This is a genomic window from Corynebacterium pilbarense, from assembly GCF_026930265.1.
In the GTDB taxonomy this organism is placed as follows: Bacteria; Actinomycetota; Actinomycetes; order Mycobacteriales; family Mycobacteriaceae; genus Corynebacterium; species Corynebacterium pilbarense.
Window position 1 is genome coordinate 1 of record NZ_JANRML010000007.1, and the last position, 25695, is coordinate 25695.

Annotated in this window: 24 protein-coding genes and 1 pseudogene; 15 read left to right on the plus strand and 10 right to left on the minus strand. The window is 60.2% G+C overall.

Features of this window, described 5'->3' with window-relative positions; genetic code table 11:
• Positions 1-287, plus strand: a 287-nt coding sequence (locus NUW87_RS06575; protein ID WP_269027779.1) for an IS30 family transposase, incomplete at its 5' end; no start/stop codon positions are given.
• Positions 288-415: 128 nt separating this feature from the next.
• Complete coding sequence (locus tag NUW87_RS11780) at positions 416-769, plus strand: type IIL restriction-modification enzyme MmeI (protein ID WP_311199933.1); 354 nt, start codon at positions 416-418, stop codon at positions 767-769.
• A 70-nt stretch (positions 770-839) separates the two neighbouring features.
• Here the strand turns inward: NUW87_RS11780 and erm are convergent, their stop codons facing one another.
• Positions 840-1694, minus strand: a complete 855-nt coding sequence (gene erm / locus NUW87_RS06580) for a 23S ribosomal RNA methyltransferase Erm (protein ID WP_016456425.1) — start codon at positions 1692-1694, stop codon at positions 840-842.
• 1839 nt (positions 1695-3533) lie between these two features.
• On the opposite strand from erm, the gene NUW87_RS06585 reads away from it, so the two are divergent.
• From NUW87_RS06585 to NUW87_RS06595, 3 genes are all read left to right on the plus strand, one after another.
• On the plus strand, positions 3534-3842 hold the full coding sequence (locus NUW87_RS06585) for a helix-turn-helix domain-containing protein (protein ID WP_024058948.1): 309 nt from the start codon (positions 3534-3536) through the stop codon (positions 3840-3842).
• A 171-nt stretch (positions 3843-4013) separates the two neighbouring features.
• A complete protein-coding gene (locus NUW87_RS06590; protein ID WP_024058949.1) occupies positions 4014-4313 on the plus strand; it encodes a hypothetical protein in 300 nt (99 codons plus the stop codon).
• Positions 4314-5833: 1520 nt separating this feature from the next.
• The gene (locus NUW87_RS06595) at positions 5834-7147 is read left to right on the plus strand and encodes a coiled-coil domain-containing protein (RefSeq protein WP_269027780.1); all 1314 of its coding nucleotides are present in this window, start codon (positions 5834-5836) and stop codon (positions 7145-7147) included.
• Positions 7148-7830: 683 nt separating this feature from the next.
• Here NUW87_RS06595 and NUW87_RS06600 read toward each other — a convergent pair.
• Positions 7831-8373 carry a hypothetical protein gene (locus tag NUW87_RS06600; RefSeq protein ID WP_269027781.1) on the minus strand — a complete coding sequence of 181 codons (543 nt, stop codon included), beginning with the start codon at positions 8371-8373 and terminating at the stop codon, positions 7831-7833.
• Between NUW87_RS06600 and NUW87_RS06605 the strand changes: the two are divergent.
• The 4 genes and pseudogenes from NUW87_RS06605 to NUW87_RS11825 all read left to right on the plus strand — a co-directional run bounded on the left by NUW87_RS06605 (position 8350) and on the right by NUW87_RS11825 (position 11318).
• Positions 8350-9059 (plus strand): annotated as a pseudogene (locus NUW87_RS06605) (IS6 family transposase). The gene NUW87_RS06600 and the pseudogene NUW87_RS06605 overlap by 24 nt on opposite strands.
• A gap of 81 nt (positions 9060-9140) precedes the next feature.
• Positions 9141-9317, plus strand: coding sequence for an integrase core domain-containing protein (locus tag NUW87_RS06610; RefSeq protein WP_377734158.1), 177 nt, complete (start codon positions 9141-9143; stop codon positions 9315-9317).
• A 179-nt stretch (positions 9318-9496) separates the two neighbouring features.
• On the plus strand, positions 9497-11149 hold the full coding sequence (locus tag NUW87_RS06615; RefSeq protein ID WP_269027782.1) for an ABC transporter ATP-binding protein: 1653 nt from the start codon (positions 9497-9499) through the stop codon (positions 11147-11149).
• Positions 11142-11318 carry an SDR family NAD(P)-dependent oxidoreductase gene (locus NUW87_RS11825; RefSeq protein ID WP_369127938.1) on the plus strand — a complete coding sequence of 59 codons (177 nt, stop codon included), beginning with the start codon at positions 11142-11144 and terminating at the stop codon, positions 11316-11318. Before NUW87_RS06615 ends, NUW87_RS11825 begins: the two co-directional genes overlap by 8 nt.
• 279 nt (positions 11319-11597) lie before the next feature.
• On the opposite strand, the gene NUW87_RS06620 is transcribed toward NUW87_RS11825, so the two are convergent.
• The 4 genes from NUW87_RS06620 to NUW87_RS06635 form a co-directional block, all read right to left on the minus strand.
• Positions 11598-12017, minus strand: coding sequence for a single-stranded DNA-binding protein (locus NUW87_RS06620; RefSeq protein WP_269027783.1), 420 nt, complete (start codon positions 12015-12017; stop codon positions 11598-11600).
• Between the two features lie 91 nt (positions 12018-12108).
• Positions 12109-12252: a hypothetical protein gene (locus NUW87_RS06625; RefSeq protein WP_005291046.1), complete on the minus strand. Its 144-nt coding sequence runs from the start codon at positions 12250-12252 to the stop codon at positions 12109-12111.
• A 160-nt stretch (positions 12253-12412) separates the two neighbouring features.
• Positions 12413-13435 carry a DUF4192 domain-containing protein gene (locus tag NUW87_RS06630; RefSeq protein ID WP_269027784.1) on the minus strand — a complete coding sequence of 341 codons (1023 nt, stop codon included), beginning with the start codon at positions 13433-13435 and terminating at the stop codon, positions 12413-12415.
• 170 nt (positions 13436-13605) lie between these two features.
• Positions 13606-14079, minus strand: a complete 474-nt coding sequence (locus NUW87_RS06635; protein WP_080972893.1) for a recombinase family protein — start codon at positions 14077-14079, stop codon at positions 13606-13608.
• A gap of 35 nt (positions 14080-14114) precedes the next feature.
• Between NUW87_RS06635 and NUW87_RS06640 the strand changes: the two genes are divergently transcribed.
• Positions 14115-14651, plus strand: coding sequence for a hypothetical protein (locus NUW87_RS06640; protein WP_218079069.1), 537 nt, complete (start codon positions 14115-14117; stop codon positions 14649-14651).
• A gap of 169 nt (positions 14652-14820) precedes the next feature.
• Here the strand turns inward: NUW87_RS06640 and NUW87_RS06645 are convergent, their stop codons facing one another.
• Positions 14821-16380 (minus strand): SulP family inorganic anion transporter, encoded by a 1560-nt coding sequence (locus NUW87_RS06645; protein ID WP_034664651.1) that lies wholly within the window; start codon positions 16378-16380, stop codon positions 14821-14823.
• 169 nt (positions 16381-16549) lie between these two features.
• On the opposite strand from NUW87_RS06645, the gene NUW87_RS06650 reads away from it, so the two are divergent.
• Positions 16550-16954 carry a MerR family transcriptional regulator gene (locus NUW87_RS06650; protein WP_048733850.1) on the plus strand — a complete coding sequence of 135 codons (405 nt, stop codon included), beginning with the start codon at positions 16550-16552 and terminating at the stop codon, positions 16952-16954.
• A gap of 540 nt (positions 16955-17494) precedes the next feature.
• On the opposite strand, the gene NUW87_RS06655 is transcribed toward NUW87_RS06650, so the two are convergent.
• Together NUW87_RS06655 and ychF are read right to left on the minus strand one after the other, a co-directional pair.
• Positions 17495-19006, minus strand: coding sequence for a recombinase family protein (locus NUW87_RS06655; RefSeq protein WP_070421670.1), 1512 nt, complete (start codon positions 19004-19006; stop codon positions 17495-17497).
• Positions 19007-19026: 20 nt separating this feature from the next.
• Positions 19027-20115: a redox-regulated ATPase YchF gene (gene ychF / locus NUW87_RS06660; protein WP_239217270.1), complete on the minus strand. Its 1089-nt coding sequence runs from the start codon at positions 20113-20115 to the stop codon at positions 19027-19029.
• 94 nt (positions 20116-20209) lie between these two features.
• Between ychF and NUW87_RS06665 the strand changes: the two genes are divergently transcribed.
• The 3 genes from NUW87_RS06665 to NUW87_RS06675 are packed head-to-tail and all read left to right on the plus strand — an operon-like array spanning position 20210 to position 23368.
• Positions 20210-21601 (plus strand): AI-2E family transporter, encoded by a 1392-nt coding sequence (locus NUW87_RS06665; protein WP_269027785.1) that lies wholly within the window; start codon positions 20210-20212, stop codon positions 21599-21601.
• 31 nt (positions 21602-21632) lie between these two features.
• Complete coding sequence (locus tag NUW87_RS06670) at positions 21633-22679, plus strand: DNA recombination protein RmuC (RefSeq protein WP_269027786.1); 1047 nt, start codon at positions 21633-21635, stop codon at positions 22677-22679.
• 11 nt (positions 22680-22690) lie between these two features.
• Positions 22691-23368 (plus strand): DUF6542 domain-containing protein, encoded by a 678-nt coding sequence (locus tag NUW87_RS06675; protein ID WP_239217273.1) that lies wholly within the window; start codon positions 22691-22693, stop codon positions 23366-23368.
• Between the two features lie 6 nt (positions 23369-23374).
• Here NUW87_RS06675 and NUW87_RS06680 read toward each other — a convergent pair whose 3' ends face one another.
• Positions 23375-24352: a 4-hydroxy-3-methylbut-2-enyl diphosphate reductase gene (locus NUW87_RS06680; RefSeq protein WP_239217274.1), complete on the minus strand. Its 978-nt coding sequence runs from the start codon at positions 24350-24352 to the stop codon at positions 23375-23377.
• A 44-nt stretch (positions 24353-24396) separates the two neighbouring features.
• Here NUW87_RS06680 and xseA point away from each other — a divergent pair, with 44 nt between their 5' ends.
• A complete protein-coding gene (gene xseA, locus NUW87_RS06685; RefSeq protein ID WP_269027787.1) occupies positions 24397-25689 on the plus strand; it encodes an exodeoxyribonuclease VII large subunit in 1293 nt (430 codons plus the stop codon).
• Positions 25690-25695: the final 6 nt, after the last annotated feature.

The following is a 25695-nucleotide window of genomic DNA, read 5'->3' on the forward strand; positions in this document are numbered from 1 at the left end:
ATCAAGGCGTGGAAATGGCTGAAACCGCACGTGTGCGCATCAAAGACGGCTGCGAGGTGTACTTTTGCGATCCGCACGCGCCGTGGCAGCGGCCGACTAACGAGAACACCAACGGTGAGATCCGCCGCCGGTTCTACAAAAAGGGCACCGACTTCGCCGAAGTAACCCCCGAGCACGTCGCCTGGGTACAAGACGAACTCAACGACACACCACGACAAGTCCTCGGCGGAGCAACACCACGTGAGATACTCCAGCAAATATTCAATCGTGGCGCATTAACCGCTTGATCCCGCCATGTATCCCCACTATTTATTTTTTCCGTTTTTCGGAGTACATCGGGAGCTACAACTGCGGACCAGCTCTGTGTGAACTAGATGAGAAGGCGCAGCAGCGAATCATCGACGCTGGACAGTTGGTGCTGCGGGCACGCGAGCGGCACCCCCAGCGGTCACTCGCGGAGCACTACAACCCGTTATCGATGGACCCAATTCTGCTCAAGGCCCACAACAACTTGGACCGGGAAGTCGATAAGGCTTTCGATGTGGCACGCAAACTCACCAACGAGCGCCAGCGCCAGGAGCTAATGTTCGCCAGCTACGGGGAGTTGGCGAGGGGCTATGTCTCCTCGCTTTCATCAAAATCGAAACCACCAGCAGGGTCGTTCCCCGTGCGGGTGATTTTGATCGGTCCCGCTGCTGGGTGTAGAACCCTGTCGCTGGCAACGCCGGGAACTATGACTGTGCCCGACGAGAACACGTCACTGCCATAACGCGGCTCACGGTAGACGAACATGGGTCGTTCACTACTACTGGTGGATTTCGGTTTTGGTGGTGGGGGGATTACCGCCGCCGGCCTCGATTTTTCCGTTGAGGAGGGCGTTGACTACTTCCCGATTGTGAAATGGGCCGATGGCGCGGTGAAGAGGAACCAGTCACCTGGAAGAGATCGATCCAGTCGCTGGTGTGCAATCTGGGAGGTAGGGTTGCGGGGTCGATTCCTCGCGAGCGCAACCATGATTGTGTCTCTGAACGTGATGAAAACAACCCTGCCCTTCGGAGAATTTCCCCTATCCCGCGTCCCCGGGCGGTGAAAACGGTGTGCACCATCGCCTGAAAGGCTTTGCGTTGCTCTATCGGGATCTTCGGGTCACCCACCCGGCGGATCACTAAGATCCCCCCGTCAACGTTTGGCTGTGGCCGGAAAGCAGACCTTGGTACTCGGGAACCAAGGTGAAACGTGAACCATGGGGACCACTGAGCTGTCATCATCGTGCTTGCACCTACCCCGGCCCGGCGGCGAGCGACTTCCCACTGCATGAGGAGTACAGCGGCAGTCCATGCCGGCGCATGCAACAACTTTCGAAGAATGGCAGTGGTGAGGTGAAAGGGAATGTTTCCCACAATGACGCAGGGAGTGGCGGGTAACGGGAAGTTGAGGAAATCATCATGGACCACTTCGACCGACGCCGAGGCGGTCTTTTTTGTGAGTTTGGCAGCTAGTTTTGCGTCTACCTCAACTGCCGTTATTGCCCTCCCCAAGTGGGATATCGGGTGAGTGAGGGCACCGCTTCCTGGCCCGATCTCAATGATGGGGCCGGAGGTTTGTTTTACAAGATCGACGATGGAGTTGATGATCTTGTGGTCTGTGAGAAAATTTTGGCCATGTTCGTGACGGCCGTATCCGTATGTAGACATCAGGTGTGCTCCGTGGAGTTGAAACGGAGCCGGGCATGGCAAATGGCCGCCCGGCTAAAGGACCGGAGCGGTTTCTAACCTGCGGGAGGGAGAAAACCGCCTTAGCGGCTGGTGAGCGGCCGCATGAAAACGGAACCTGAAATCAACATGGGCCTATCGTATCCAATTAATTTCGCAGGGTCCAATACGGTGAGAAAGAAGACAACCGCACCGCAACAGTGCAAGACCTCTCTGGATTGGAATTTAATTGAACATGGGTTTGGGGTACGACGCGCCCTACTCGGAGTGGCACGGACACTACGGCTGCGCGCCCACACACAACAGTAAAGAGCTCGGCAATGCACAGACACGTAACGAGAGCGCCACAAATGTATGTACGTTTAAGTTACAGCATCGACACTGACGCTCCACATGGAGGGACGGCCGCAGCCCTGCAGCAAGCACACGGCAGGGTGTCTGCTTCGGGCGACGTGAAATTACGCAGAAAAATACGAAACACATCACCGCAGGTCACGGTAGGTATTTGCGGGTCATTTCGTAATCTCGTAAACGAAAAGAACAAAACTACGAAACACAAAAACATACGTTGAGCAGCGTAAATGGTTTTCGTTTCGTAATTTTTCCACTTTTTGAAGAAAATCTAAATAAGAAGAGACACCTTGATTGCGATTGTGTCCCGTGTCACATAGCTGCAACCCCTGCAGCGTGCCCTCAACGAGGACGCTCTGTGTCGTAGACATGTGCCTGCAATGCGTGTCTGTGTCTCTCTCTTAAAAGGTTTGGGTCGAAATACCGCAAAATTACGAAACATCCCCGAAATGTGACGTGTCTATGCAGGTCACAGCGTTATCGCGTGTTTCGTAGTTTTGTTCTTTTCGTTTGCGGAAATCACGAAACCGCAGGTAGAGCGTTTCGTAAATTTTTCGTACTTTGATCGGCAAATTACGAAACGAGGTCAAAACTACGAAACGAGCGCGCTACAGACGTGTCACAGGTCATAAAAAGGCGCGCCCCTTGCGTGTCACCGTGACGCAGCATCCCGGCCGTGTCACATAGCTACAACCCCTGCAGCGTGCCCTCAATGAGGACGGTCTATGTCGTAGACATGTGCCCGTAATGTGTGTCTGTGTCTCCCCCTTAAAAGGTTTGGGTCGAAATGCCGCAAAATTACGAAACATCCCCGAAATGTGACGTGTCTGTGCAGGTCACAGCGTTATCGCGTGTTTCGTAATTTGGTTTTCCGATTTTCGTAGTTCTACGAAACCGCAGGTAGAGCGTTTCGTAATTTTTTCGTATTTTGATCGGCAAATTACGAAACGAGGTCAAAACTACGAAACGAGCACACTATAGACGTGTCACAGGTCACAAAAAGGCGCGCCCCTTGCGTGTCACCATGCCGCCACACAACAGCTGCCCCACCACAACACCCCAGCCGTGCCACGTGGCGTGTAGAAACGTGCTCGGTTCGATTCGTAAAGATTAGGTCGCAGGCTATTGTGCGCGACGCATAAGTTCCGTACGATGGCCCCCAGACCGTATGTGGCGTTTTAATTCGTTTTTGGTTTAGCCAGCCGCATACGGGGGATAACCCCGAGGATAATTCATAAAGAGACAGCCTCTCGACCGTGATAGGCGCGGTTCCTCCGACGAGATAGACCGGTCGGCAACGGCATTGCCAACCACAAAAGCGGTCAGGTAGGGAGTAAGCGCTCCCGTAAAGCGATGGGACGGCAGACCACCGTTCTAGCGAGTTGAGCACGGCACTCCAAGCCGCCTGAATAGCAAGCCGGTAAAGCACCCCGCTCCGGGACAGATCAATCTGCCCAGGAGCGTTTTTCTATGTCCGAAAAGGACACGACTACCGCCGTCGCGCCACGCTTTTACACGCTGCAGGAACTCGCCGATCTCGGCGTCGGCTCCGAGTCCACGTTGCGAAAAGCTATTAAAGAGGGCCGTCTTTCATTCCACCGTTTCGGCACCGCCTATCGGATTCGCCAAGACGATCTCGACGCCTACCTCGCGGCCGCACGCCGCCCTGCCCCGCAGCTATTCGACGGCTTCGTCGATGCCGTCGTGAATGCAGCGCCCCAACTGACAGATGAGCAGCGCCAGCAGCTCGTCACGGTGCTGGGCGGTGTGAAGCACTAATGCGGACAAACCCGCCTACGACGAGATCCCGCCGCTTAGCTCAGCTAGTCAGGCTGGGTCTTGAACTGAGTGCGAGGGCTGATGGGTGATGGCCGTGCTACTACACACGCGCGCTCCACCGTCGTGCCCCGAGTCCAAATAAACAGTTCATTCAACCAAGGAGAACAAACCATGTCTTTCAGAGACGATTACGCAGCAGCGCTGCGCGATGAGCAGCAAGCAAAAGATACCGTGAACGAGGCGCGCCGTGCACACAAAGCGACAAAGGAGCGCCTTGCGCAGTTGCGCAAGTATGCCGAAGAGTTCGAGGTGAATCTCGACGGTGACAAGTCCGCCAGCACCGAAGGGGACGGTGACAAGTCCGCCAGCACCGAAGGGGACAGCGATACACCTGAGAACGGTGACGGCGACACGCCTGAGAGCACCGAGGGCAGTAAGCCGAAGCGGCATCTAGAAGTTGTACCCGACTAACCCTTTAGCCGTACACGCAATCACCTCATGTGTGTACGGCCACGCGGCGTGACGACGTACAGCCGTCACGTTTGATGTCGCCACACACCCCGCTCGCAAGGGCGGGGTTTTCGCGTGTGTGCGGGTGGCTGCGGCACCGCTACACGTGACACTGTCACGATGCTTGCGCCGGTATCGGCGACGGGGCATATACACGTCTGCCCCGTCGCCTGGATCATCCGCCACATGGCTGGCGGTATGTCGCGCTGCTGTTATGCGCGGTTCTGGCCGGCATAGTCTTGTGTGGACTTGAAATATGCCGAAGACGGGGCCGTGGGTGCAGCAAAGACAGCAGCGTGGACAGAGCAGATTTCAGCAGCTGTGCTGCTGAAGATGCAACCGCGACGGCAGATGGTATGCGGCGCATGCCGCATAATGGACGCGTCGTGAGATACGCCAATATCCATCTCGGCAGGCTTGCCGTGATGGAGCGTTTCGTGATGACCCAAACACGACACATCGATGCTGGCATATCCGAATGTATATCAACGGGATATATCGGATTGCCGGCAGTGTCGTGATGCAGAGCATGGGTCATCACACAAGGTGCAGCGCCAGCTGCACTATTGGGCACCTTGACCGGAGCGCAGCGGAGGGAAAGGTAGACCCAGCCAGACCGAGCGAGCGAGGTCTGAGTCTGGGGCTATAAGGGGCGGCGCGCCAGCGCCGGGCACCGGGTTATGCGAGCGCCAGCGAGTAGTAATACCCGGTGCAGTGCCTCGGCTATGCCGAGCGCCGGAGCGCAGCGGAGGCGTCGCACCCCCTTATGCCCTTTTCCCCCTTCTACCCCTATAACGACAAACTCATAGGGGTTTTGACACAGAAGGGGGCTGCGACCTGCGTGTTTCGGGTCTTAATGCGGTCTTCGACCCTTACCCGAAACGGCCCGTTGATGCGCGAAGCGCACATGGTGCCTACGCAAAATCTGCAGGTCGCCACGCTGTGCGCACCACATGCGGCGTCAGCCGTTGTATGTCGGTCTTAAAGTAAGGGCCGATGACGGGTGGAAACGCCGCTTGCGGCGTGTTCCCGCGTCATCGAGACACCTGCAGCGAGCCTGCGAGCGCAAGGTGTCTAACCGCACGGCAAGACCGACATCGCCTACGTGGTGCGCACAGCCACACCCTGCACTCTGGCACCGCCGCCAGGCGGTCATTGCAGGGTGTTCCAAATCCCGCAGCGAGCTATCCGCCACAAGGCGGTGTTGATGCTGCTGCGGGTAGTTGAGAAACGGGCCTGAGTAACACACTCTATATCGGCCCGTGCCATAAGCACAGTATCGGTGCAGACGTATCACGCTCGCGGCGGCCATATGCGCGCCAGCGCATGTAACGAGCACCGCCAGCGACGTGTGTTTCGCAGCTGCAAGCTGCAGCAGATCCAGCGGCAGCTGTTGATGCAAACTCTTAAGCGCCGCGACTCGATTGGTTCATCTTTGTGGCAGCGGCTGTACGGCCCTGTGGCGGCCGTAGACGCCTCGGATGGACGGAGTGCGCGTGCAGAAGAACAGTTTCGAGACGTCGCTGTTCGTCGTGTATCTGCCGAAGTCGATGTGCAAGGAGATCCCCGACTACTACACCAGTGAGGTGGACGGGCGCGAAGTGAAACGTCCGCGCTATGTCGCCCGCGACTACGAGGAAGCAAAGAAGTACCCCGAAGAGTCAATGCGTTGGCTCGCCGAGAACTTCATTCCCGGCGGTATCGACGCAGTCGCCGGCGGGGACATGAACTTCGACGAATCGACGCCACACATCCAGTTTCAGGCGGACACCCTGTCCCCTCATCCGGACAAGCCCGGTACGCTGCGTTGCCGCCCTGGCATCGCGTACAACACAGACCCCACGGTGCGGTACACATCCGGCCCGAAGAAGGGCAAACAAATTTCCGGTAATCAAAAGTTCATCGACGCGCAACGCGGACTCCGGGAGCACATGCACTCGCTGGGCTATCCGGTGGAACTAGAAGTCTCCGAACGACACGACGAGTCACTCAACCCTGAGCGCTACGCAGAACAACAAGATCGGGAGCGCGACCTCGCCAAGCGCGAGGATGATGTCGAAGTCAAGAAGCGTTCCGTACAGCGCGATATGGACGCGATTGATCGTGACCGCGAGCAAGCAGCAGAAGAACTTGAAGAGGCGAAAGCTGCCAACGAAAAAGCGCAAAGTGTGCTGCAGCACGCCGAAGAACAGGCCCGCGCTGTTGCTGAGCGTGTGCTCAAGGAAGCACGCGAGAAGGCCGAGCAAGAAGCTGAGCAGACCATGGGCCTTGCCGAAGCGCAAGCAGACGAGCTGCTCGAACGAGCCGAAGAGACTGCACGGGCCAAGGCGGGCGAGATTACAGCCGCAGCTCGCAGCGAAGCAGAGACGATCACTCGCAAGACCGACGAGGCCCGTAAGCAGGCTGAGCGCGACGCCGAGACGATCCGCAGCAAAGCACGAGATGAGGCCACGAGCATCCGCGACGAGGCCACACGCGACGCTGCAGTAACGCGCAAGGATGCCCGCGATGAGGCTGATCAGATCCGCCGCAACGCGCACACGGACGCCGAAGATGAAGCCGCCATCATCATCGAAGAAGCGGTGAAGTCAGGACAACAGTTGGAGCACTTGGATAAGAAGTTCCTGGTGCAAGAACTGCATCGCAGCCCAGAGTTGCTTGAGCGTTACACGCTGTTCAGGCAGTCGCAGACCTCAGGCAAGAAGGGCGGGGCGCAGCAGCGTGCACGCGAGCGCATCGAGAAGCGCCGCCAGCAGCAACAGCAGCGTGATCGTGATGGCGGTATGGAGTTGTAGCACTGCTCTCCCCTGCCCTGTACGGCCTTCTGCGGGCCGTATGGGGTGCCGTCGGCGTCGTAGGTCATCGGCGGCGGGCAAACCGCTGAGATTCAGCGAAAATCGAAGAAATCTCGGCCACGCTGAGCGGAGTGTCACTACAGTGTGCAGCAGATTGGCCTGTTAAGTGGCGGAGATAGTGCGCAGTACGTCGGCCGGGACAATGGCGCGTGTGTTGCGCAGAAGAGACGCCTACAGAAGGGCCGGCAAAATGACGGTGTCATTCTGTTGCACAGTAAAGGTGTCAATAGGATGACAAGCCACTTCGCTGCCCAATTTGCGTGTCAATCAAGTGACAGGGCATTTGATTGCGCAGTAAACGTGTCGATGAAATGGCTGCCCATTACACAGTGCAATCTACGTGTTAATGAAATGTCGCAGACACTACGCAGCGCAGTGAATTGTGCAGCAGAAGAGCAAGTAAGAGCGCCACTGCACCGCACAACGAAACAACACGGATGATGTGCAGCACATTGGCGTGTGTAATGCACCGTGAAATGTCAGTGCATCTAGAGCTGCACCACCACTATTCCCCTACGGCGTCCGTACGACGCCTTTGACCTGGCGTAGGCATAGAGAAAGCGCTGGGTGGTATGCCCAGCGCTTTGCTTGTGCGACCTGAACTGGTCTGTTGTTGTCAGTCGTTACTTCACAACCGGGGTGAGGACTGCAAGACCGCTTGAAGGGACTCGCTTCTGGTCATTTTTGGAGTCGTAAGCAACGAGGTGGATCATGACATCGCCGCCACCTCGCACATCGAAAGTACGTTCAACGACTTCACCGACCGGGACGGTGAATTGGCCGAGACGCTGTCCGTCACGCGAAACCGTGACCTTGCCGATGCCGCCGTTGTTCGGGATTGTGTCGGACCAAGCTGCCTTGAGGCTCAGGGTCCGCATGGTATCTGGCACTACATACTCTTTGTAGGACTCACTTTTCCAACCCTGCCCATCAGTGGAGAGGATCGATTTCTTGTGGTCCTTGCCGCCCACGGTGACTTCATAACCCGACTTCACCTTCCTATCGTGGTAGTTCGATGGAGAATCGGTCAGGTACTTCACCCCAGCAGCACCCGGCTTCGAGTAACCACCCTGCGAGTTAGTCGTGCCGGTGCTGTTGCAAAGTTGGGGCAGTAGGAAGAGCGACGTGAAATAATCACAGCCATGGGCATCTTCTCCGGTCGTCATTTCCCCGTGAAATCATCCTGTGGGCGGTCCGGTGGTACTGCCGCTACGGGCTCAGCTACCGCGATCTGGAAGAAATGATGACCGAACGCGGCGTACCGGTCGATCACAGCACCATCTACCGCTGGGTCCAGAAATATGCTCCTGAGCTGGACAAGCAGACCCGGTGGTACCGACAAGTCCCGGATTGGCAGGCCCGGTCCTGGTGGGTGGACGAGACCTATATCCGGGTCGGCGGTAGGTGGTGCTATCTCTATCGGGCCATCACCGCGGGTGGGCATACCCTGGATTGTTACCTGTCCCCAAAGCGTAACGTCGCCGCAGCGAAGCGTTTCCTGGCCAAGACCCTGAGGTCGAACACGATAACCGGGTTCCCGCGGGTGATCAACACCGATAAAGCACCCTCCCTGGCCAGGGCAATCGCCGAGTTGAAGTCAGAGGGAATCTGCCCGCAGACCGTGGAACACCGGCAGGTGAAATACCTCAATAACGTCATTGAAGGAGATCATGGGCGGCTGAAACGGATCCTCGGACCGAAGGGGGCGTTCAAAAACCGGACCTCGGCGTACCGGACGTTGAAAGGGATGGAAGCGATGCACTCATTACGGAAAGGCCAGGGCGCGATGTTTGCCTACGGGCACCCGAACCCGGACGCGGTGATCGTCAACCGGGTGTTCGAGGCTGCCTGAGAACGCCGACCCGCAGCGAGCATCAGAGGATGAAGACTGGGTCGTCACGGCTCTCCGCCTGAAGTTTGCAACAGCACCACATTGGAACGCGAGGTGCTGCAAAACCGGAAATGCTTCGACTCACTGCTGCACGCCAGACGGGACGTCTTCGCGTGGTGTGTGTGCTACAACCAGAAGCGCAGACACTCATGGTGCGATTATCTGTCGCCCCTCGAGTTCGAAAACCGCACCTGCGGTAAACTCACCTTGACCGCATAAGTTCAATTCCCTGTGTCCACTTTCCAGGGGTCGGGCCCATGCTAGTTCGTTCAGCAGGTTACGCAAAAGATGAGGAGCCTGCCTTTTACTACCGTTTCACGGTCCGAAACGGAATCGCTGATGCGCCGCATTAACCTCCAGCCCCGACGAGATCCTGAACCGAGGAGTAGTCCGACCTGATGACAGCCTTTAACCTTTTGCGAAACAATGCTGGACTGATCGGCTTGGGAATCTTCCTGTCATTGTTATCTACCGCTGTTACCCTTCTTCAACCCGCACTTGTTGGCCAGTTGATATCCGGAGTGGGTAGCGGAGTGTTTCAGAAGCCACTGATGCTCCTACTGGTAACTATTCTGGGAACATCCGTTTTGACAGCCGCCGCAATGTACGTGGTGTCCATCGCAGCGGATCGAACAGTCTGTGACATACGTAAGAAGATTACGAATCACCTTCTCTACCTGCAGATGAGGGAATTTGAGAAAGTGGGGGCGGGCAGCTTTACTACACGGCTAACGTCGGATACCTCCATCGTTGGCACCGCTTTTTCTTCTACCCTTGCTGATTTCGTGGGTGGGTTCACCGTCATCATCGGTGCACTCATATATATGGCTGTGGTGGACTGGAAATTACTTTTGGTCGTTGTTGCAGTGCTGCTGATCGCCCTAGTCATAATTCTAGCTATTTCAAGTTCCCTACAGAATCTCTCGTCGAAAGTTCAGGACCGCCTTGCAGCGCTCGGAGAAATCTTACAGTCGGCGCTATCGGCAATGCGGACTATCAAGGCCTTCCGGGTCGAGGCGAAGGTCATTGGTAACTTATCCACCGAGATTGACCACGCCTACCGCAACGGGCGAAAGATGAGCTTCGTCGAAGCCGTTCTTGACCCCTTAAGCACGGTGGCTTCCTACATGGCGCTTCTCGCGGTCGTCCTGTTCGGGTCCATTAGGTTAAACAACGGGGATTTGTCGGGAGAGTCACTTACCATCTTCGTTACCGCACTATTTCTGATGCTCGCCCCCATCGTGCAGGTGTCTCAGTCCCTCGGAACCTTCTTTGAGGCTAGGGGGGCACTGAGCAGAATTAACCAGCTCTTCGATCTCGAAGTTGAAGATTCAGCTGAACAAAGTTCACTTCCAGAGCTTTGGCCCACTTCCCGAGGATCCATCGAATTCGAGTCGGTATCGTATAGCCGAGAGGGCCGAACCATCTTAGATAACGCAAATGTAACGATCCTATCAGGTGAGAAAGTGGCACTCACAGGAGCTTCTGGTGCGGGAAAAACCACAATATTCAGTCTTCTACTGAGATTCTATGACACCTCGACTGGCCACATCCGTGTCGGGGGGCGAGATCTTAAGGACTGGAGCAGGAAGGATCTTCGCACTGTGATCACCTACGTCGAGCAGGAACCTGACTTGCTTTCGGGAACGCTCAGAGAAAACCTTACTCTCGGGACATCAGAAAGTTTCGATGACAAAATTCTTATCACGTTGCTAGATCAGTTCGGACTGGAAAACTTCGCCAGTACCGACGGCCTAGACCGGTTAGTAGGATTCGGCAATAGCGGATTGTCCGGAGGAGAGCGACAGCGAGTTGCCATCATCCGTGCTGTCCTTCAAAAATCGCCGGTCATCCTTGTAGATGAGCCGACTTCCGCTCTCGATTCAGTATCAGCAGAGTTGTCAATGAACAGGCTCTTAGATACTGAGTCCACAGTCATCTTTACCTCCCACGATGCAAACATCGTGAAGCTGGCAGAACGGATTCTAGTGGTCACCGACGGGAGAATCGTTGAAAGTACACCGAACAGCAGGGAGTCTTCAGATGCGTAAACACGTTCTCGTCACCGGCGCGACCAAGGGCATCGGTCGAGCAGTCGTGTCCCGGCTATTTCGGGAAGGATACGATGTGTCCTACACATGGTTCTCCTCCAACGAATCGGTCTTGAATATCCAAACGGAGGCTCACGGCTCTCCGCCTGAAGTTTGCAACAGCACCTGAAATGGGGACCGACGGTCTCAAGGTCCGGGGCGACATTCGCAGGGGTCAGATCTTGTATTTCTGGGAGTCGTAACGGGTACCTGGTCTTGTAGGCCCAGGAGCTCCCACAGGTGGTCGACAACCTGCACTGGGCTGTTCCGGGGGGCAAGGTTGGATGAATCCCATCTCAGCGACACGGGAACTGTACGAATCGATGTATGGGTCGACCACGACCTCGGCGGGTCTAGTATTTTGAAGAAAAAATAACCCCGCAGGGAAACCTACGGGGTGTTGTTGTAACTAGAACGGTGCTTGTTCAGCGCCAGCCAGGGCGGCGGTCGCAGCGTCGTTGCCTCGACGGGCTGCTCGGGCCGCGGACTCTTTCTTGGAGTCGATCAGCTGCACGGTGTCGATACGGGCGACCAGCGGGTAGTGCTTCACACCGTCCTTGTCGGTGTAGACGTCGGTTTTCAGCGAGTAGCTCACCGCGACGCGATCGCCGGAGCCGACGCAGCCGAACACGCCGGGGTTCTTAGCGTCCTGGACGTAGCCGGTCAGTTCGACGATCTCGCTCTCCACCTTGCCGGTGTTCTTGTTCTTGAAGGTGTTGCGCGCATAGACGTTGAGTTTCACCGTCGCACCACCGTTTGCGTGCTCGAACAGCTTCGGTGCGCGAGCTGCGTTGCCGACGATGGTGCCGTTGTTGAAGGGGTTGGACATGTTGGTTCTCCTTACGTGAGTGGGTGTGAATTGCCGTGCAATTTGGGTGTTGAAGCAGCGGCTTTGCTGCTGCGGGGCGGTTGCGCTGTCGTTACAACACTGCCCAGGGCAGCGGTGTGCCTGCCGCCTCTAGGTCGCGCAGTTCTTGCGCTGCGCCCGGATCGGCGTCCTCGCCGTCGATACCGTCGGCGAGCTGGTAGAGCAGTTCCAGGTCGGTGTGGATGAAGTCGCGCATCAGGTGCCTCCTTGTTCGGATTGATGGTCAATCCGTCTGTTGGAGACAGCTCTGCTGTCTAAAGGTCACTCCCCTGCCTCGTTGCGGTGTCTGTCGTCGCAAGCCAAGGCCCCGCGAGAAAAAGAAACCCCGTTGCATTGCTACAACGGGGTGTGTGGTGCTACTCGGCAAACAAGATCGTGCGGGTCTTCTCAGCGCCCTCGCGGACAAGCTCGACCATCCGCTCGCCCTGGCCGATATCGGTCAGCTTCGCCACCAGCGACGGGAAGTTCTCGTCTGGCCCGATCTCGGTGGCTCGCTGCGCAGCCACGCCAGCTAGCCCCGGCTGGCCTGTGGCGTGAGCGAGCACGGCAACAGTGGCGGTGAGCTGCGAGCGCATGCCTGGCCAGCTGGTCGGGACAGCGCGCATAACCTTCTCTATGAACGCAAGGCCCGCCTGCGGGTCATCGAGCAGTGCGGCAAGCAGCGTGTCCCGCAAGCGCGGCGTGGTGAAGCATTTCAGCGCAGACCGAACAGCGCGAGCGCTCGGCTGGGTGATCCCTGCCGCCGCCTGCTCATACTCACGCTGCAGCACGTCTGCGAACATGGGCGGGATATACGCCAGCGCGTCTTCGATGATGTCGGCGTGCTCGGCAGCGTCGATGCCGTGGTCGGTGCTGTTCAACCGTGCCTCGATGTCGTCTTTGCTCGGCTCCGGCAGCTCGCCGGTGTGCTCTAGCATCTGCTGCAGCGCCGCTGATGCGGCGACCTCGCCGACAACACCGTGGCGCGGCTCGTCGATGAGCGGATGCTGGTACACAGACCACCAAGCAGCCCCAGTGACGATCTCGGGCACCTGCACCACCCCGAGCAGCGGCGGTAGGTGCACTGCCCCGCTGGTGAGGTACGTGGCCGTCTCGTCGAAGACCGGCTGCGCAATGTCATCGCTGATCATGTACGCGATAACAGCGTCGAGTTCGAGGTGGTGGACCCACGCTGCGAACCGCTCGCGGCTCTCGGTGAGCTTCTCCACTGCTTCGTCCAGGTCGAACCGTGCGACCGGGCCGAGGCGGACGGTGTCGACGCCCTCGTCGTCGACGAAGAACGCGAGGATCAGCGAGTTGTTCGGGTAGAACCCGAGGATGCCGGGGAGGTTCGCGAGGATCTCGCCGTGGGATGCAAGCGTGTGAGAATGGGTGGACATGGCAGTGCTCCTTTGCACGAATACGGGGTGTATGTGGTCAATCCCGTATTCGGCCCGGCTCTGCCGGTCGCAGGCGTATCCCAGCAGTGCAGCACTCATGTGTGCCGAGCGTCGCTAGCGCAGCCTGATGCCTTCTCGCCGGGTGCGAGCGCTAGCGACGCAGCCTGTGCCTAAGCGTCGGCTTCGATGCGCTTGAGAGCGCGATAGATCGTCGGCCGCGAGACGTTAAAGGTGCGCGCTACAGCGCTGACGGACTTGCCGCCGTCGATAAGCTCCTTGGCCATCTGCGCCTGCTCAGCGCTGAGCTTCGGCTTGGGGCCGGCGACCCTGCCCTGTGCGCGGGCGTGCGCCACGCCCTCACGGGTGCGCTGGACAAGCAGGTCACGCTCCCACTCGGCAAGACTTGCCATGACGTTGATAACCACCTTGTCGGTGGGCTTCGACGTGTCCAGCGCTGGCTCCAACACCTTGACGTTGATGTCACGCTCGGCGAGGTCAGCGATGGTGTTCACGGTGTCCGCGAGGCTGCGGCCGAGCCTGTCCAAGCGCGTGACAACGAGCGTGTCGTCGGGGCGCATGTACGCCAGCGCGTCATCAAGACCAGGCCGTTGCCAGTTGGTGCCGGAGATGGTGTCTGAGTAGATGTGGTCCGGGTCGCAGCCAGAGCCTGAACGCTCAGATGACTTCGAGCCTGACTTCTAGCCTGGAACCGCTGGTAGAAGTAGCTGTATCTGAGGCAATGTCGAAAGAGCCTAAGAGCCTGCACGAGGCAGCAGAAGCCTCTAAGAAGGCTCGCAGCGCTCTGCTCCAGGAGAAGGAGTCCAACGAAAAGCTGCTGGAGGAGATACGCGCAGAACGCAAGCAGTATAACGACGATATGGAAAAGTCGAACACGAACTTTATTAAGGCCTGCATGTCTGCCTCGTGGATTGCAGCCAGTGTTCTCTTCGTTGCTATCGCACTCGTTGCTGTCGGAGCCTTGGGGAACGGGCTGCTAAGTATGCTCGGCATACCCGACGGCGTGTCTGCCTTGTGGGGTCACGTCCAGGAGGCCAACGGCATCGGCCCAACACTGGGCTGGTTGGCGTTAACACTTATCGTCATAGGGGTTCTTATAGCGCTTATGACCTGGATGTTGTCCCAGGCTGCGCCGGGTATTGCTCACTTAGTCGAGGAATACCGTCGCAATCACCCGAGGAAAGAAACGAACCACTAACTAGAACACGTGCACCGTAAAAAGTAAAAATCCCCACAACACAGCGTAGCGGTTAACCGCTACGCTTCTTTTATGCTCTTCCTATGCCCCAACTTTGCAACAGCACCAATAAACTGGCGCCCCGGTTATAAGTTGGGGCGCCAAGTCGATGTGCTCGAGTCGGGGGATGTTAGTGGCCGGTGCCAAGCCGGCCAGACAGGCGGTTCAGCCGGTCCTGACTGGGACCGTCGAGCCCGATAATGGACACGGTTTTGCCTCTGTCCTGGAACTTCTGCGTAATCGCGTCAAAGGTCGCGACCGTGGAGGCATCCCAGATCTCCGCCTCAGTGAGATCAATAGTGATATGACGGGCAGAATCGGTGTAATCAAAGCGATAAACCAGGTCATTGCTTGATGCCCAAAACAACTGGCCATGCACCCGGTAGGTACGAGTATCAATCTCTCCATCGCCGTCGCCGTCGATCTCGGAGACCTTTTCAATGGAAGCGATATGTGCCATCCGACGGGCGAACATGATCATCGCGGTGACCACACCCAACACCACACCAATGGCCAGGTTGCTGGTGGCTAGGGTGGCAATAATCGTCACGGCCATAACAATGGTCTCAGAGACCGGCATGAGTTTAAGGGTGCGTGGATGCACCGAGTGCCAGTCGATGGTGCCGACCGAGACCATGATCATGATTGCCACCAGCGCAGCCATCGGGATCATGCCAACGATGTCGCCCAGTGCCAGGACCAGGACCAGCAGGAACACACCGGCTAACAGGGTGGATAGGCGGGTACGTGCCCCGGATTCGCGGACGTTGATCATGGTTTGACCGATCATCGCGCAGCCACCCATGCCGCCGAAGAAACCGGAGGCAATATTAGCCACCCCCTGTCCCCAGGATTCACGAGTTTTATCGGAATGAGTGTCGGTGATGTCATCGACGAGCTTGGCGGTCATCAACGATTCCATGAGACCGACCACGGCCATGGCCAGGGCATAAGGCGCGATGATCTGCAGGGTCTCCAACGTCCACGGCACGTTCGGAATAAACAGGGACGGTAAGGTCTCCGGCATCTTGCCCATGTCCGAGACCGTCGGGACAGTCAAACCGGCGGCAATGACCAAACCGGTGAGCACGATAATCGTGACCAGCGGGGCGGGGATCACACTGGTGAGCTTGGGGAAGAAAATCATGATCACCACACCCAAGCCGACGAGTGGGTAGACTATCCAAGGCACATCAATGAGGTGTTCGAGTTGGGCGGTGAAAATCATAATGCCCAGTGCATTGACGAAACCCAGCATCACCGATCGGGGGATAAAACGCTGAAGTTTCGCCACACCGAGGGCGCCGAGCACGATTTGTAGGACACCGCCCAACAGGACGGTGGCGATGAAATAATCCATCCCGTAACCACGCGCCACAGGAGCAATGACTAGGGCAATAGCCCCGGTGGCGCCGGTGATCATTGCCGGGCGGCCACCGGTAAAGGCGATCGCAATGGCCATGACTACCGAGGAAAACAGACCCATGGCTGGGTCAACACCGGCAAGGATGGAAAAGGCAATGGCCTCAGGGATCAGCGCCAGGGATACCGCCAGTCCGGCCAGAATCTCTATACGGATACGGGCGGGGGAAGAAAATGCGTAACGGAAGGATGCGATGATCCCGGTAGGGGCATCAGCGCCGTCTGGACTCAGGAGGGGGCGGGGGGCCGCCGTGCTAGTTTCAGTCATAGATGTCCAATCTTTGAGGGGATAGGTAACTGGGCGAACGCCCGAAAGGAATCCAACCCTCTAGTAACTTTAGGTTTGGTGATGGTGGTCATGGTAGCGGGAGTTTTACTCAACCGCCAACCCAGGCACAGGAACCCGTGGGCAACATCACCGTGAAGGAGAACAGGCAATGCAAAACAGTAATTTCAAGATCGGCGAGGTCGTTGACCAGACGGGGTTGTCGATTCCCACCTTGCGTTATTATGACAACGTCGGCCTGATTACCCCATCGGGGCGTAGCCCTGGTGGGTTCAGGCTTTATAGTGAGGCTGATGTACGTCGTGTTTTGCTGGTGCGACGGATGAAACCGCTGGGGTTTACTCTGGATCAGATGCGGGAATTCCTGGAAGCTGCGGAGATTCTTCATAGCTCAGATGGCGGGCAGGACAGTGATACCGCACAGCAGGCACGGAGTAATGCCAAGGCCACCCTTGCCGACATTCGTGAGGAGACGCGCACCCGCTACGAAAAGCTACGCAAGCAAATTGCCTACGCTGAGGAATTCCTCGATCTGGTCAACACCCTGGTACCCTAAACTGCCCCCATCCTTCGCAGGGAGAAAAAGACCATCGTATTGAATGCGCTCTGTCGAATCGCGTTCCAGATGAAGTGGACGAACGCCCGCGGCCTCTCCGGAGTGGATGGCGATAGTACAGAGGACTTCTGAAATCCGTGCAGACGACTCCTCAAAACGACACAGTCATCCAAGGTCACAAAATCGAAAATTGTCACTTAACCCCATCACTTCCAAACCGGCTTAAGTGACAAAATGCCATCGCTAAAGTCCCGATTTGAGTCCCAGGACGTGCGCCTTAAGAGAAATAACTAAAGCCCCTACCAGTGTTTCTCCTGGTAGGGGCTTGGAAGTTGGTAGCGGGGGCAGGATTCGAACCTACGACCTCTGGGGTAACAAGAGCCGTGTCATACTTCCTGCGAACGCCACGGTTGAGCAGTGTCGCCCCCGATACACGAAGGCAGATCTCCCCCGAACTGCCGGCTCCCGTGGCGTTCCTTCGTAAGAGCTTTGCGCGCCGCAGCGCATGCGCGCGATTGTTGACGTGTCACACACTGCAACCTAGTTCCACACGATCTGCACCGATTCAGGGTTAAAGGTCTTGGTGCCGCGCACGCCACGGCGCAGGCGCACCTGGCACAGGGTATTGATGACTCGGCGCTGCACGGCAAGCTCTGCGTTGTCGAAGGCATCCACGGGCGAGGCGTAGCCGGTTGTGTCGAGCAGCGCCGATGCGCCAGCAAGACGGGCACGGCGCGTTTCGAGTTTCTCGATCTGCGGCTCATAACGGTTTCGCGCGCGCTTGAGGTCACGGGCCTCGATAAGCTCCTCATCGTAGTCAGCCTGGACGCGGGCGAGCTTTGCGCGAAGCTCAGCGAGTTCGTCGTCGATGGCGTTGACCTCGTCGTCGTCCACAGTCGGCAGCAGGTCCGCCAGGTCGTCACGGCCAAGGCGGGCGCGGATCACGGCGAGCACAAAATCATCGACGCTATGTGTGCGCACTAATCCACAGGCGGCGCAGCGGTAGCGGTCGGCATGCGTGCGCACGGGGTTGCCACACTCGTCGCAGACATACAGACCCGAGCCGAGATGGCGGCGAGTGTTCCGGCGCTCCTTGTTGGTCAGCCGGTCGGGATCGTCGAGCACGTTCTGCACGCGCCACCACAGATCTGGTGTGACGATCGGCTCCCACTGCCCTTTCACCGGCTCGCCGGTATCGGGGTCGCGGACGATATGCGTGACACGGCGGTATTTGTTCTTCACGCCTTTGCGCTTGGCCTTCTTATATGTGGAGTAGCCGGCATACACGGGGTTGCGCAGGATCGAGTGCAACGATGTGTAGGCCCACGGCTGCGCGTCGGGAACCGGCTTTTCTTCCTGGCCTTCAGCGCGGCGTCGAGCGTTGCGCTCTGTGACCACGGTGTACATATGGCGCGGCGTGGTCGGGATATCCGGCAAGCCCGGTTGATCGACCCCAGATAAGGCGCGCGCAATGTCGCGCATGGAGTTGCCCCTCTCGACAGCGCGGAACATACCGAGCACGGCGGCGGCTTCGGATGGAATGATCTCGCCGGTGGAGGTGTAGCCGATAGGGCGCACACCGCCGGAGTACCAGCGGCCCTGCTCGGCGCGTTGCTGTTGCGCACGAGACTGGCGCATGCTCTTTCGCTCGATCTCGCCGCGTGCCACGGCTGCTTTGATGCGCGCGTACATTCTGCCGCCGTCGGTGGCAAGGTCAGCATCACCGTTCGCAGTGACGAGTTTCAGCCCCTGCTCCTCTGCCCTGTCGATCCACTCTTCGAGCTGCCAGGGCTGCCGTGTGAGGCGGTCGAGGTCCCAGCAAATGATCGCGTCGATCTCGCCGCGCTCAAAGGACGCCACCATCGCGTCGTAGTCGGGGCGGTCCACGTCCTTCTTCGACGCGGAGATCGACTGATCGACGTAGGTATGCACGACGTCCCAGCCGCGTTGCTCGGCAAGGGCTTCGCAGTCCTGGCGCTGCCGGTCGATGGCGAGGCCGTCCATGGCAGCATCGAGCGAGATACGGAGGTAAATAGCAGCACGTGTTGTCATGCCGCTAACACTAGCGCGCCTCAGGTTACATTGAAACGAAACTCCACCACGTCGCCGTCGACCATGACGTAGTCCTTGCCTTCCTGGCGGACCTTGCCGGCGGCGCGGGCCTCGGCCATGGAGCCGGCCGCGTCGAGGTCGTCGAAGCCGACGATCTCGGCCTTGATGAAGCCCTTTTCAAAGTCGGAATGGATCACGCCGGCGGCCTTCGGGGCGGTGTCGCCCTTGCGGATCGTCCAGGCGCGGGCCTCCTTCGGGCCTGCGGTGAGGTAGGTCTGCAGGCCGAGGGTGTCGAAGCCGGCCTTGGCCAGGGTTTGCAGGCCCGGTTCGTCCTGGCCGACGGCGGCGAGGAGCTCGGCGGCGTCTTCGTCATCAAGCTCGAGCAGCTCGGTTTCGGTCTGTGCGTCCAGGAACACCGCTTCGGCGGGGGCGACCAGGTCGCGCAGCTCCTGCTTGCGCGCGTCGTCGGTGAGCACGTCCTCGTCGGAGTTGAACACGTAGAGGAACGGCTTCGCCGTCATCAGGTGCAGGTGATGCAGCAGCGCAAGGTCCACTTCCCCGCCCTTGGAGACGGCGAAGAGGGTGCGGCCGTCCTCGAGCACGGCCTGGGCCTTCTTGGCCTCCTCGGCCTGGGCGGCGACGTCCTTGTCCTTGCGGCCGTCCTTTTCCAGGCGCGGCAGGGCCTTTTCAATGGTCTGCAGGTCGGCGAGGATCAGCTCGGTGTTGATGACCTCGATGTCCGAGGACGGGTCGACTTTGCCGTCGACGTGGATGACGTTGTCGTTGGAAAACGCGCGCACCACCTGGCAGATCGCGTCCGCCTCGCGGATGTTGGCCAGAAACGCGTTGCCCATGCCTTCGCCCTCGGAGGCGCCCTTAACAATGCCGGCGATGTCCACGAAGGACACCGTTGCGGGCAGCACGCGCTCCGAGTCGAAGATCTCCGCCAGCCGGTCCAGGCGCGGATCCGGCAGCTCCACCAGACCCACGTTGGGCTCGATGGTGGCGAACGGGTAGTTCGCGGCAAGCACCTCGTTGCGCGTCAGGGCGTTAAAGAGGGTGGACTTGCCAACGTTGGGCAGACCGACAATTCCAAGAGTAAGGCTCACGTCGCAATATCCTAGCGGAGGCCTGTGCGAGGTTCGGAGGGGGCCGTGAGGTGGGCCGTCGCAAAGCAAAATGCAATGGGGCACAATGGTGCGCGTGAGTAAACCGATCCAGACCCCCGTGCGCGACGACCGCGTGGACCGCAACGTTGTGTTCAACGACTGGATCGCTTCCGCGGCGAAGTTCACGCTGCGCATCCTGGTCATCGCCGTGTTTCTGTACGCGGTGGGCCAGCTCATCGGCGCGTTTTGGGCCGGTGTGTTGCCGGTCGTCATCGCGCTTATCGTGTGCACCGTCCTCGCCCCAGTCGCTGCTGCTTTACGACGCCAAAGGGTTCCCTCCAGCCTCGCAGCTCTTATCACCATGCTGTTGTTCTTCGGGGTGCTGGCGTTTATCGGCATGCTCATTGCCCCGGACATCTTGGGCCAGTCGCGGCTGTTGTACATCCAGGCGTTCGAGGGCATCCAGCGCCTGCAGCTGTGGGCGCAAGGCCCGCCGCTGAACATGGACCCGGAGAACCTCAACGAGGGCGTCAACGAGATCCAGCGGTGGATCCAGAACCAAGCGGGCGCGATCGCCGGCGGGGTGTTCTCCGGCATCAACACCGCGGCCGGGCTGTCGGTGACGCTGATGGTGGTGTTCGTGCTCACCTTCTTCTTCCTCAAGGACGGCCACCGCTTCCTGCCGTGGCTGCGCTCCGCCGCCGGCGGCCGCACCGGCCTGTACCTGACGGAGCTGCTCACCCGCGCCTGGAACACCCTGTCCGGGTTCATCCGCGCGCAGGCGGTGTGCTCGCTGGTGGACGCGATCATCATCGGCACCGGTATCGCGATCGTGGGCGTGCCGATGGCGTTCACGCTCGCGCTGATCACGTTCATGGCGGGCTTCATCCCGATCGTCGGCGCCGTGGTCGCGGGCGCGCTGGCGGTGCTGATCGCTCTGGTCACCCTCGGGTTCACCAAGGCGCTGATCGTGCTGGCGATCGTGCTGGCCACCCAGCAGCTGGAGGGCAACGTCCTCTCCCCCATGCTGCAGTCGCGGGCGATGAACCTGCACCCGGTGATCGTGCTGGTTTCGGTCACGGTCGGTGGCACGCTGTTCGGCCTTGTCGGCGGCTTCCTTGCCGTGCCGGCCGCCGCGATGGTCGCGGTGGTGTACCGCTACCTGCTGGAGGTGCTGCGCATCAACGCCGGCGAGCTGGGCGCAGATGACATCGAGTTCACCACCGACGAGGGCCGGGTCATCGCGGAGATCGTCGAGGCAGAGTCCGTGCACAAGCGCCAGGAGTGGCGCGGGGAGCGCGAATGGGTCAACGCGCCTGTGGCGGACGAGGAGGCAGTCGAGCGCACCGAGCGCACCGAACGTTTCGGCACCTCCAGCTTGCGCAAACTGCGCGACAGTGGCCTTGAACGGTTGCGCGGGTGGCAGTCGGGCGACAGCGCCGACACCCCCGCTAAAAGCGAACACTTGAGCGAACCCGAGCGTTAGCGTGTCGGGCCGGTGTGGTTGACTTCCAACCATGTCGACCGCCATCGTGCTTCTCCTCCTCGCCACCGGCTTTCTCGCGGGCTTCATCGCCGGCGTGTTCACCGGCGCCGCCTGGATGCGCCGCTCCACACCGCAACAGCCGCCGCAGGACCTGCGTCCCGTCGCCCGCGCGCTGAAAGACATGCGCGCCCAGCTCGACGAGATGGACAAGCAGCAGGCCGTCTCCGCATCCTCGCTGGCGGGCCAGGTGCAGGCGATCGGGCGGACGTCGGCGCGCTTGGGTGACCGCACCGACCAGCTCATCACCGCGCTGCGCTCGCCGCAGACCCGCGGCCGCTGGGGCGAAATCCAGCTCGAGCGGGTGGTTGAACTCGGCGGGATGCTCGAGCACGTCGACTTTGACACCCAGGAGCACATGCTTATCGACGACTCACGCGTCCGCCCCGACATGATCATCCGCCTCACACAGGGCCGAAACATCGTCGTCGACGCAAAGGTGCCCTTCCAAGCGTATTTGGATGCGCTCGGCACCGAGGACCCGGAGGAGCGCCAGGCGTTCATGCGCCGCCACGCCCATTTGGTGCGCGCGCACGTGGACACTTTGTCGGCGAAGTCCTACATCGAGGCGTTCCAGCCCACCCCGGAGTTCGTGGTGCTGTTCGTGCCGGCGGACCCGTTCCTGGACGCCGCGCTTTCCATTGACCCCGAGCTTTTGGACTACGCCTTTGCCCGAGACGTGGTCATCGCCACCCCCACCACCCTGTTCGCGCTGCTGCGCACAGTGGCGCTGGGGTGGCGCCAGGAATCGCTGAACCACGCAGCGAAGGAGATCCAGCGCTTAGGCGGCCAGCTTCACCAGCGCCTCGCCACCATGGCGGAGCACTACAACCGGGTCGGCGCTTCGCTGGACAAGGCGGTGGAGGCGTACAACGCCACGCTCGCGTCGATGGATTCGCGCGTGATGGTCACCGCCCGCAAGCTCGAAGAGGCGCAGGTGCCGTCGCGGCGCGGCGAGGCCCCGGCACTGAAACCGGTCTCTACGCGAGCCCGGCACGCCGCCGAGGACTCCGGGGAGTAGACTCGTCTGGCGTGTCGCATGTCTCTCACCGGAACTCAACCTCCCCGTCCGCAACGTTTCACGGGTTGCCCACGGGGTCCGGCATTGGCATCGTTTTCGCCGCACTGTTCACCGGCGCGCTGCTTTCACTGTCCACCGGCGTGATCGGCTGGCCGTTTCTGGCCCTCTACGCCGTCGCGGTGATTGTGGTGTCCACCCTGGTCAATCCGCGCGGCCTGTTCCTCAACGTGGCCAGCGCACCGATCTTGTTCGTCACCGCGGTGGTCATCGTCGGCTGGGTGATGTCGCGCGACCAGATCGCAGCAGGAGGCTCCTCGGGCAAGGCCGCGCTTCTCCTGGTGTTCTACCCGGTCACCGAATTATTCCCGGTGCTGTTCGCCGTCACGCTGGGCTCCATCATCATTGCGTTCGTGCGCATCCGCTTGATCAAGCGCCACAACGAACAGCTGGTGCGCCGCGAAACCGCTGAGCGCACCCGGATCAACCGCAGCAACCGCCGCACGAATTCTGAAGGCCGCCGCGCGCGCGAGCGCACCAAGGCAGTGTCGGTGGACGAGCTGTTGCGCCGCGCGGATACGGAACGCAGCATGAAGCGCACCGAGCGGGCCGAGCGCGCACAGAAAAGGCCCCCGCGGTCCGGCTCCACGTCGATTGCGGACCGGCTCGGCGAGGACCTCTACAAGGGGTAACGCGCTCTAGCCCTGGGCTACCGCCGGGGTTTCGCGGCGCGGCAGGCGCAGATCGCGCGGCAGGGAGAACGTGATGGTCTCCACGGTGGTAGTCACTTCCTCCGCGTCCGCGTAGCCGCGGCGGGCGAGCTCCTCCACCAGCTCCTTGACCAGGATTTCCGGCACGGACGCGCCCGAGGTCACACCGACGGTGGAAACGCCCTCGAACCACTCGTCTTTGACCTGGGAGGCGTAATCCACCAGGTACGACTCCTTCGCGCCTGCCTCCAGCGCCACCTCGACCAGGCGGCGGGAGTTCGAGGAATTCTGGGAGCCGACCACGATAACCAGCTCGCAGCGCGGGGCGATCTCCTTGACCGCCGCCTGGCGGTTTTGGGTGGCGTAGCAGATGTCGTCGCTCGGCGGGTTTTCCAGGTTCGGGTAGCGCTCATGCAGCTTGTCCACGATGAGCATGGTCTCGTCCACCGAGAGCGTGGTCTGGGACAGCCACACCAGCTTCTGATCGTCCGGGAAGTCGGGCAGGCGGTCCACGCCGTCCACTCCGTCGACAAGATGCGTAATCTCCGGGGCCTCACCGGCGGTGCCCTCGACCTCCTCGTGGCCCTCGTGGCCGACAAGCAGGATGTGGTAGCCGTCGCGGGCGAAGCGCTTGGCCTCGTTGTGCACCTTGGTCACCAGCGGGCAGGAAGCGTCGAGGGTGAGCAGGTTGCGGTCCTTGGCGGAGTCGCGCACCGCGGGCGAGACGCCGTGGGCGGAGAACACCAGGTGGGCACCTTCGGGCACCTCGTCGGTCTCGTCGACGAAGATCACGCCGCGCTCCTGCAGCGTTTCCACGACGTACTTGTTGTGCACGATCTCTTTGCGCACGTAGACGGGCGCGCCGTACTTCTCCAGGGCCTTTTCTACGGTCTCCACTGCGCGGTCGACACCAGCGCAGTAGCCGCGGGGGGATGCGAGGAGGACTTTTTTACCCTGATCTGTCATGGAACCAACCCTAACTAATCAGCGTCAAAAACAATAGGCGGGCGATGTCGGCTCGCCGGGTAACGTGGCACCCGTCAGATGGAAAGGAGCATGCGGTGGCAGATTCGAAGAGCTCGCCGGAATCGCCGTGGTCGGTGTCCAAGCTCAACACGTCGGTGAGGGGCTGGATTGAACGCCTCGGCTGGCTGTGGATCGAGGGCCAGCTCACCCAGGTCAACACAAAGCCAACGTGGCGGTATTCCTACCTCACGCTGCGCGACACCCAGGAGCAGGCCAGCGTCCAGCTCACCGCGGAGACTTCGCTGCTCACGGGCATGCAGGTGCCGCTCAACGACGGCGACCGCGTCGTCGTGCTGGGGAAACCGTCCTTTTACACGGGCCGCGGCACCTTCTCGATGCGCGTGACCGAGATCAGGCACGTCGGCGCGGGCGAGCTGCTGGCGCGCATTGAGGCGCTGCGCAAGCAGCTCGCTTCCGAGGGCCTGTTCGACCCCGCGCGCAAGAAGCCACTGCCCTACCTGCCCAGGAGGGTCGGTTTGATCACCGGCCGCGGCTCCGCGGCCGAGCGCGACGTGCACTCCGTGGCGCAGGGCCGGTGGCCGCAGGTGCGCTTCGAAACCATTAACACCCCGGTCCAGGGCCCGACCACCGTGCCTGCGGTGATCGAGGCGCTCGAGAAGCTCGATGCGGACCCCGAGGTGGACGTGATCATCGTCGCCCGCGGCGGCGGGTCTGTGGAGGATCTGCTGCCCTTTTCGGAGGAGGCGCTGCAGCGTGCCGTCGCTAAGCTTGGCACTCCTGTGATCTCTGCGATCGGCCACGAGCCGGACAACCCGGTGCTGGACAACGTCGCGGACGTGCGCGCCGCCACCCCGACCGATGCGGCGAAGCGCGCGGTCCCCGATGTGGCACAGGAGCGATTGCTTATCGACGAAGCACGTGCCCGCATGGCCGCCGCCCTGCGCGGATGGGTCCAGCGCGAGCGCGACGGGCTGGCCTCGGTGCGCACGCGCCCCGCGCTCGCTGACCCGATGATGGCCATCAACCGCCGCCGCGAGGAGATCGAGCGTGCCACCGCCCTGATCCGCCGCGACGTGAGCCACCTGCTGCAGCGCGAAACGCAGCACGTGCGGGGCTTGCGCGCCCAGGTCTCCGCCTTGGGCCCCTCGGCGACGCTTGCCCGCGGCTACGCCGTGGTGCAGGTGCTGCCGCGCGACGGCTCCGACGCCGAAGTTGTCACCTCCATCGACCAATCCCCGCCCGGATCGCAGCTGCGCATCCGCGTTGGCGACGGCTCCATTACCGCCGCCTCCATGTCCACCACGCAAGCAGATTAGGAACAC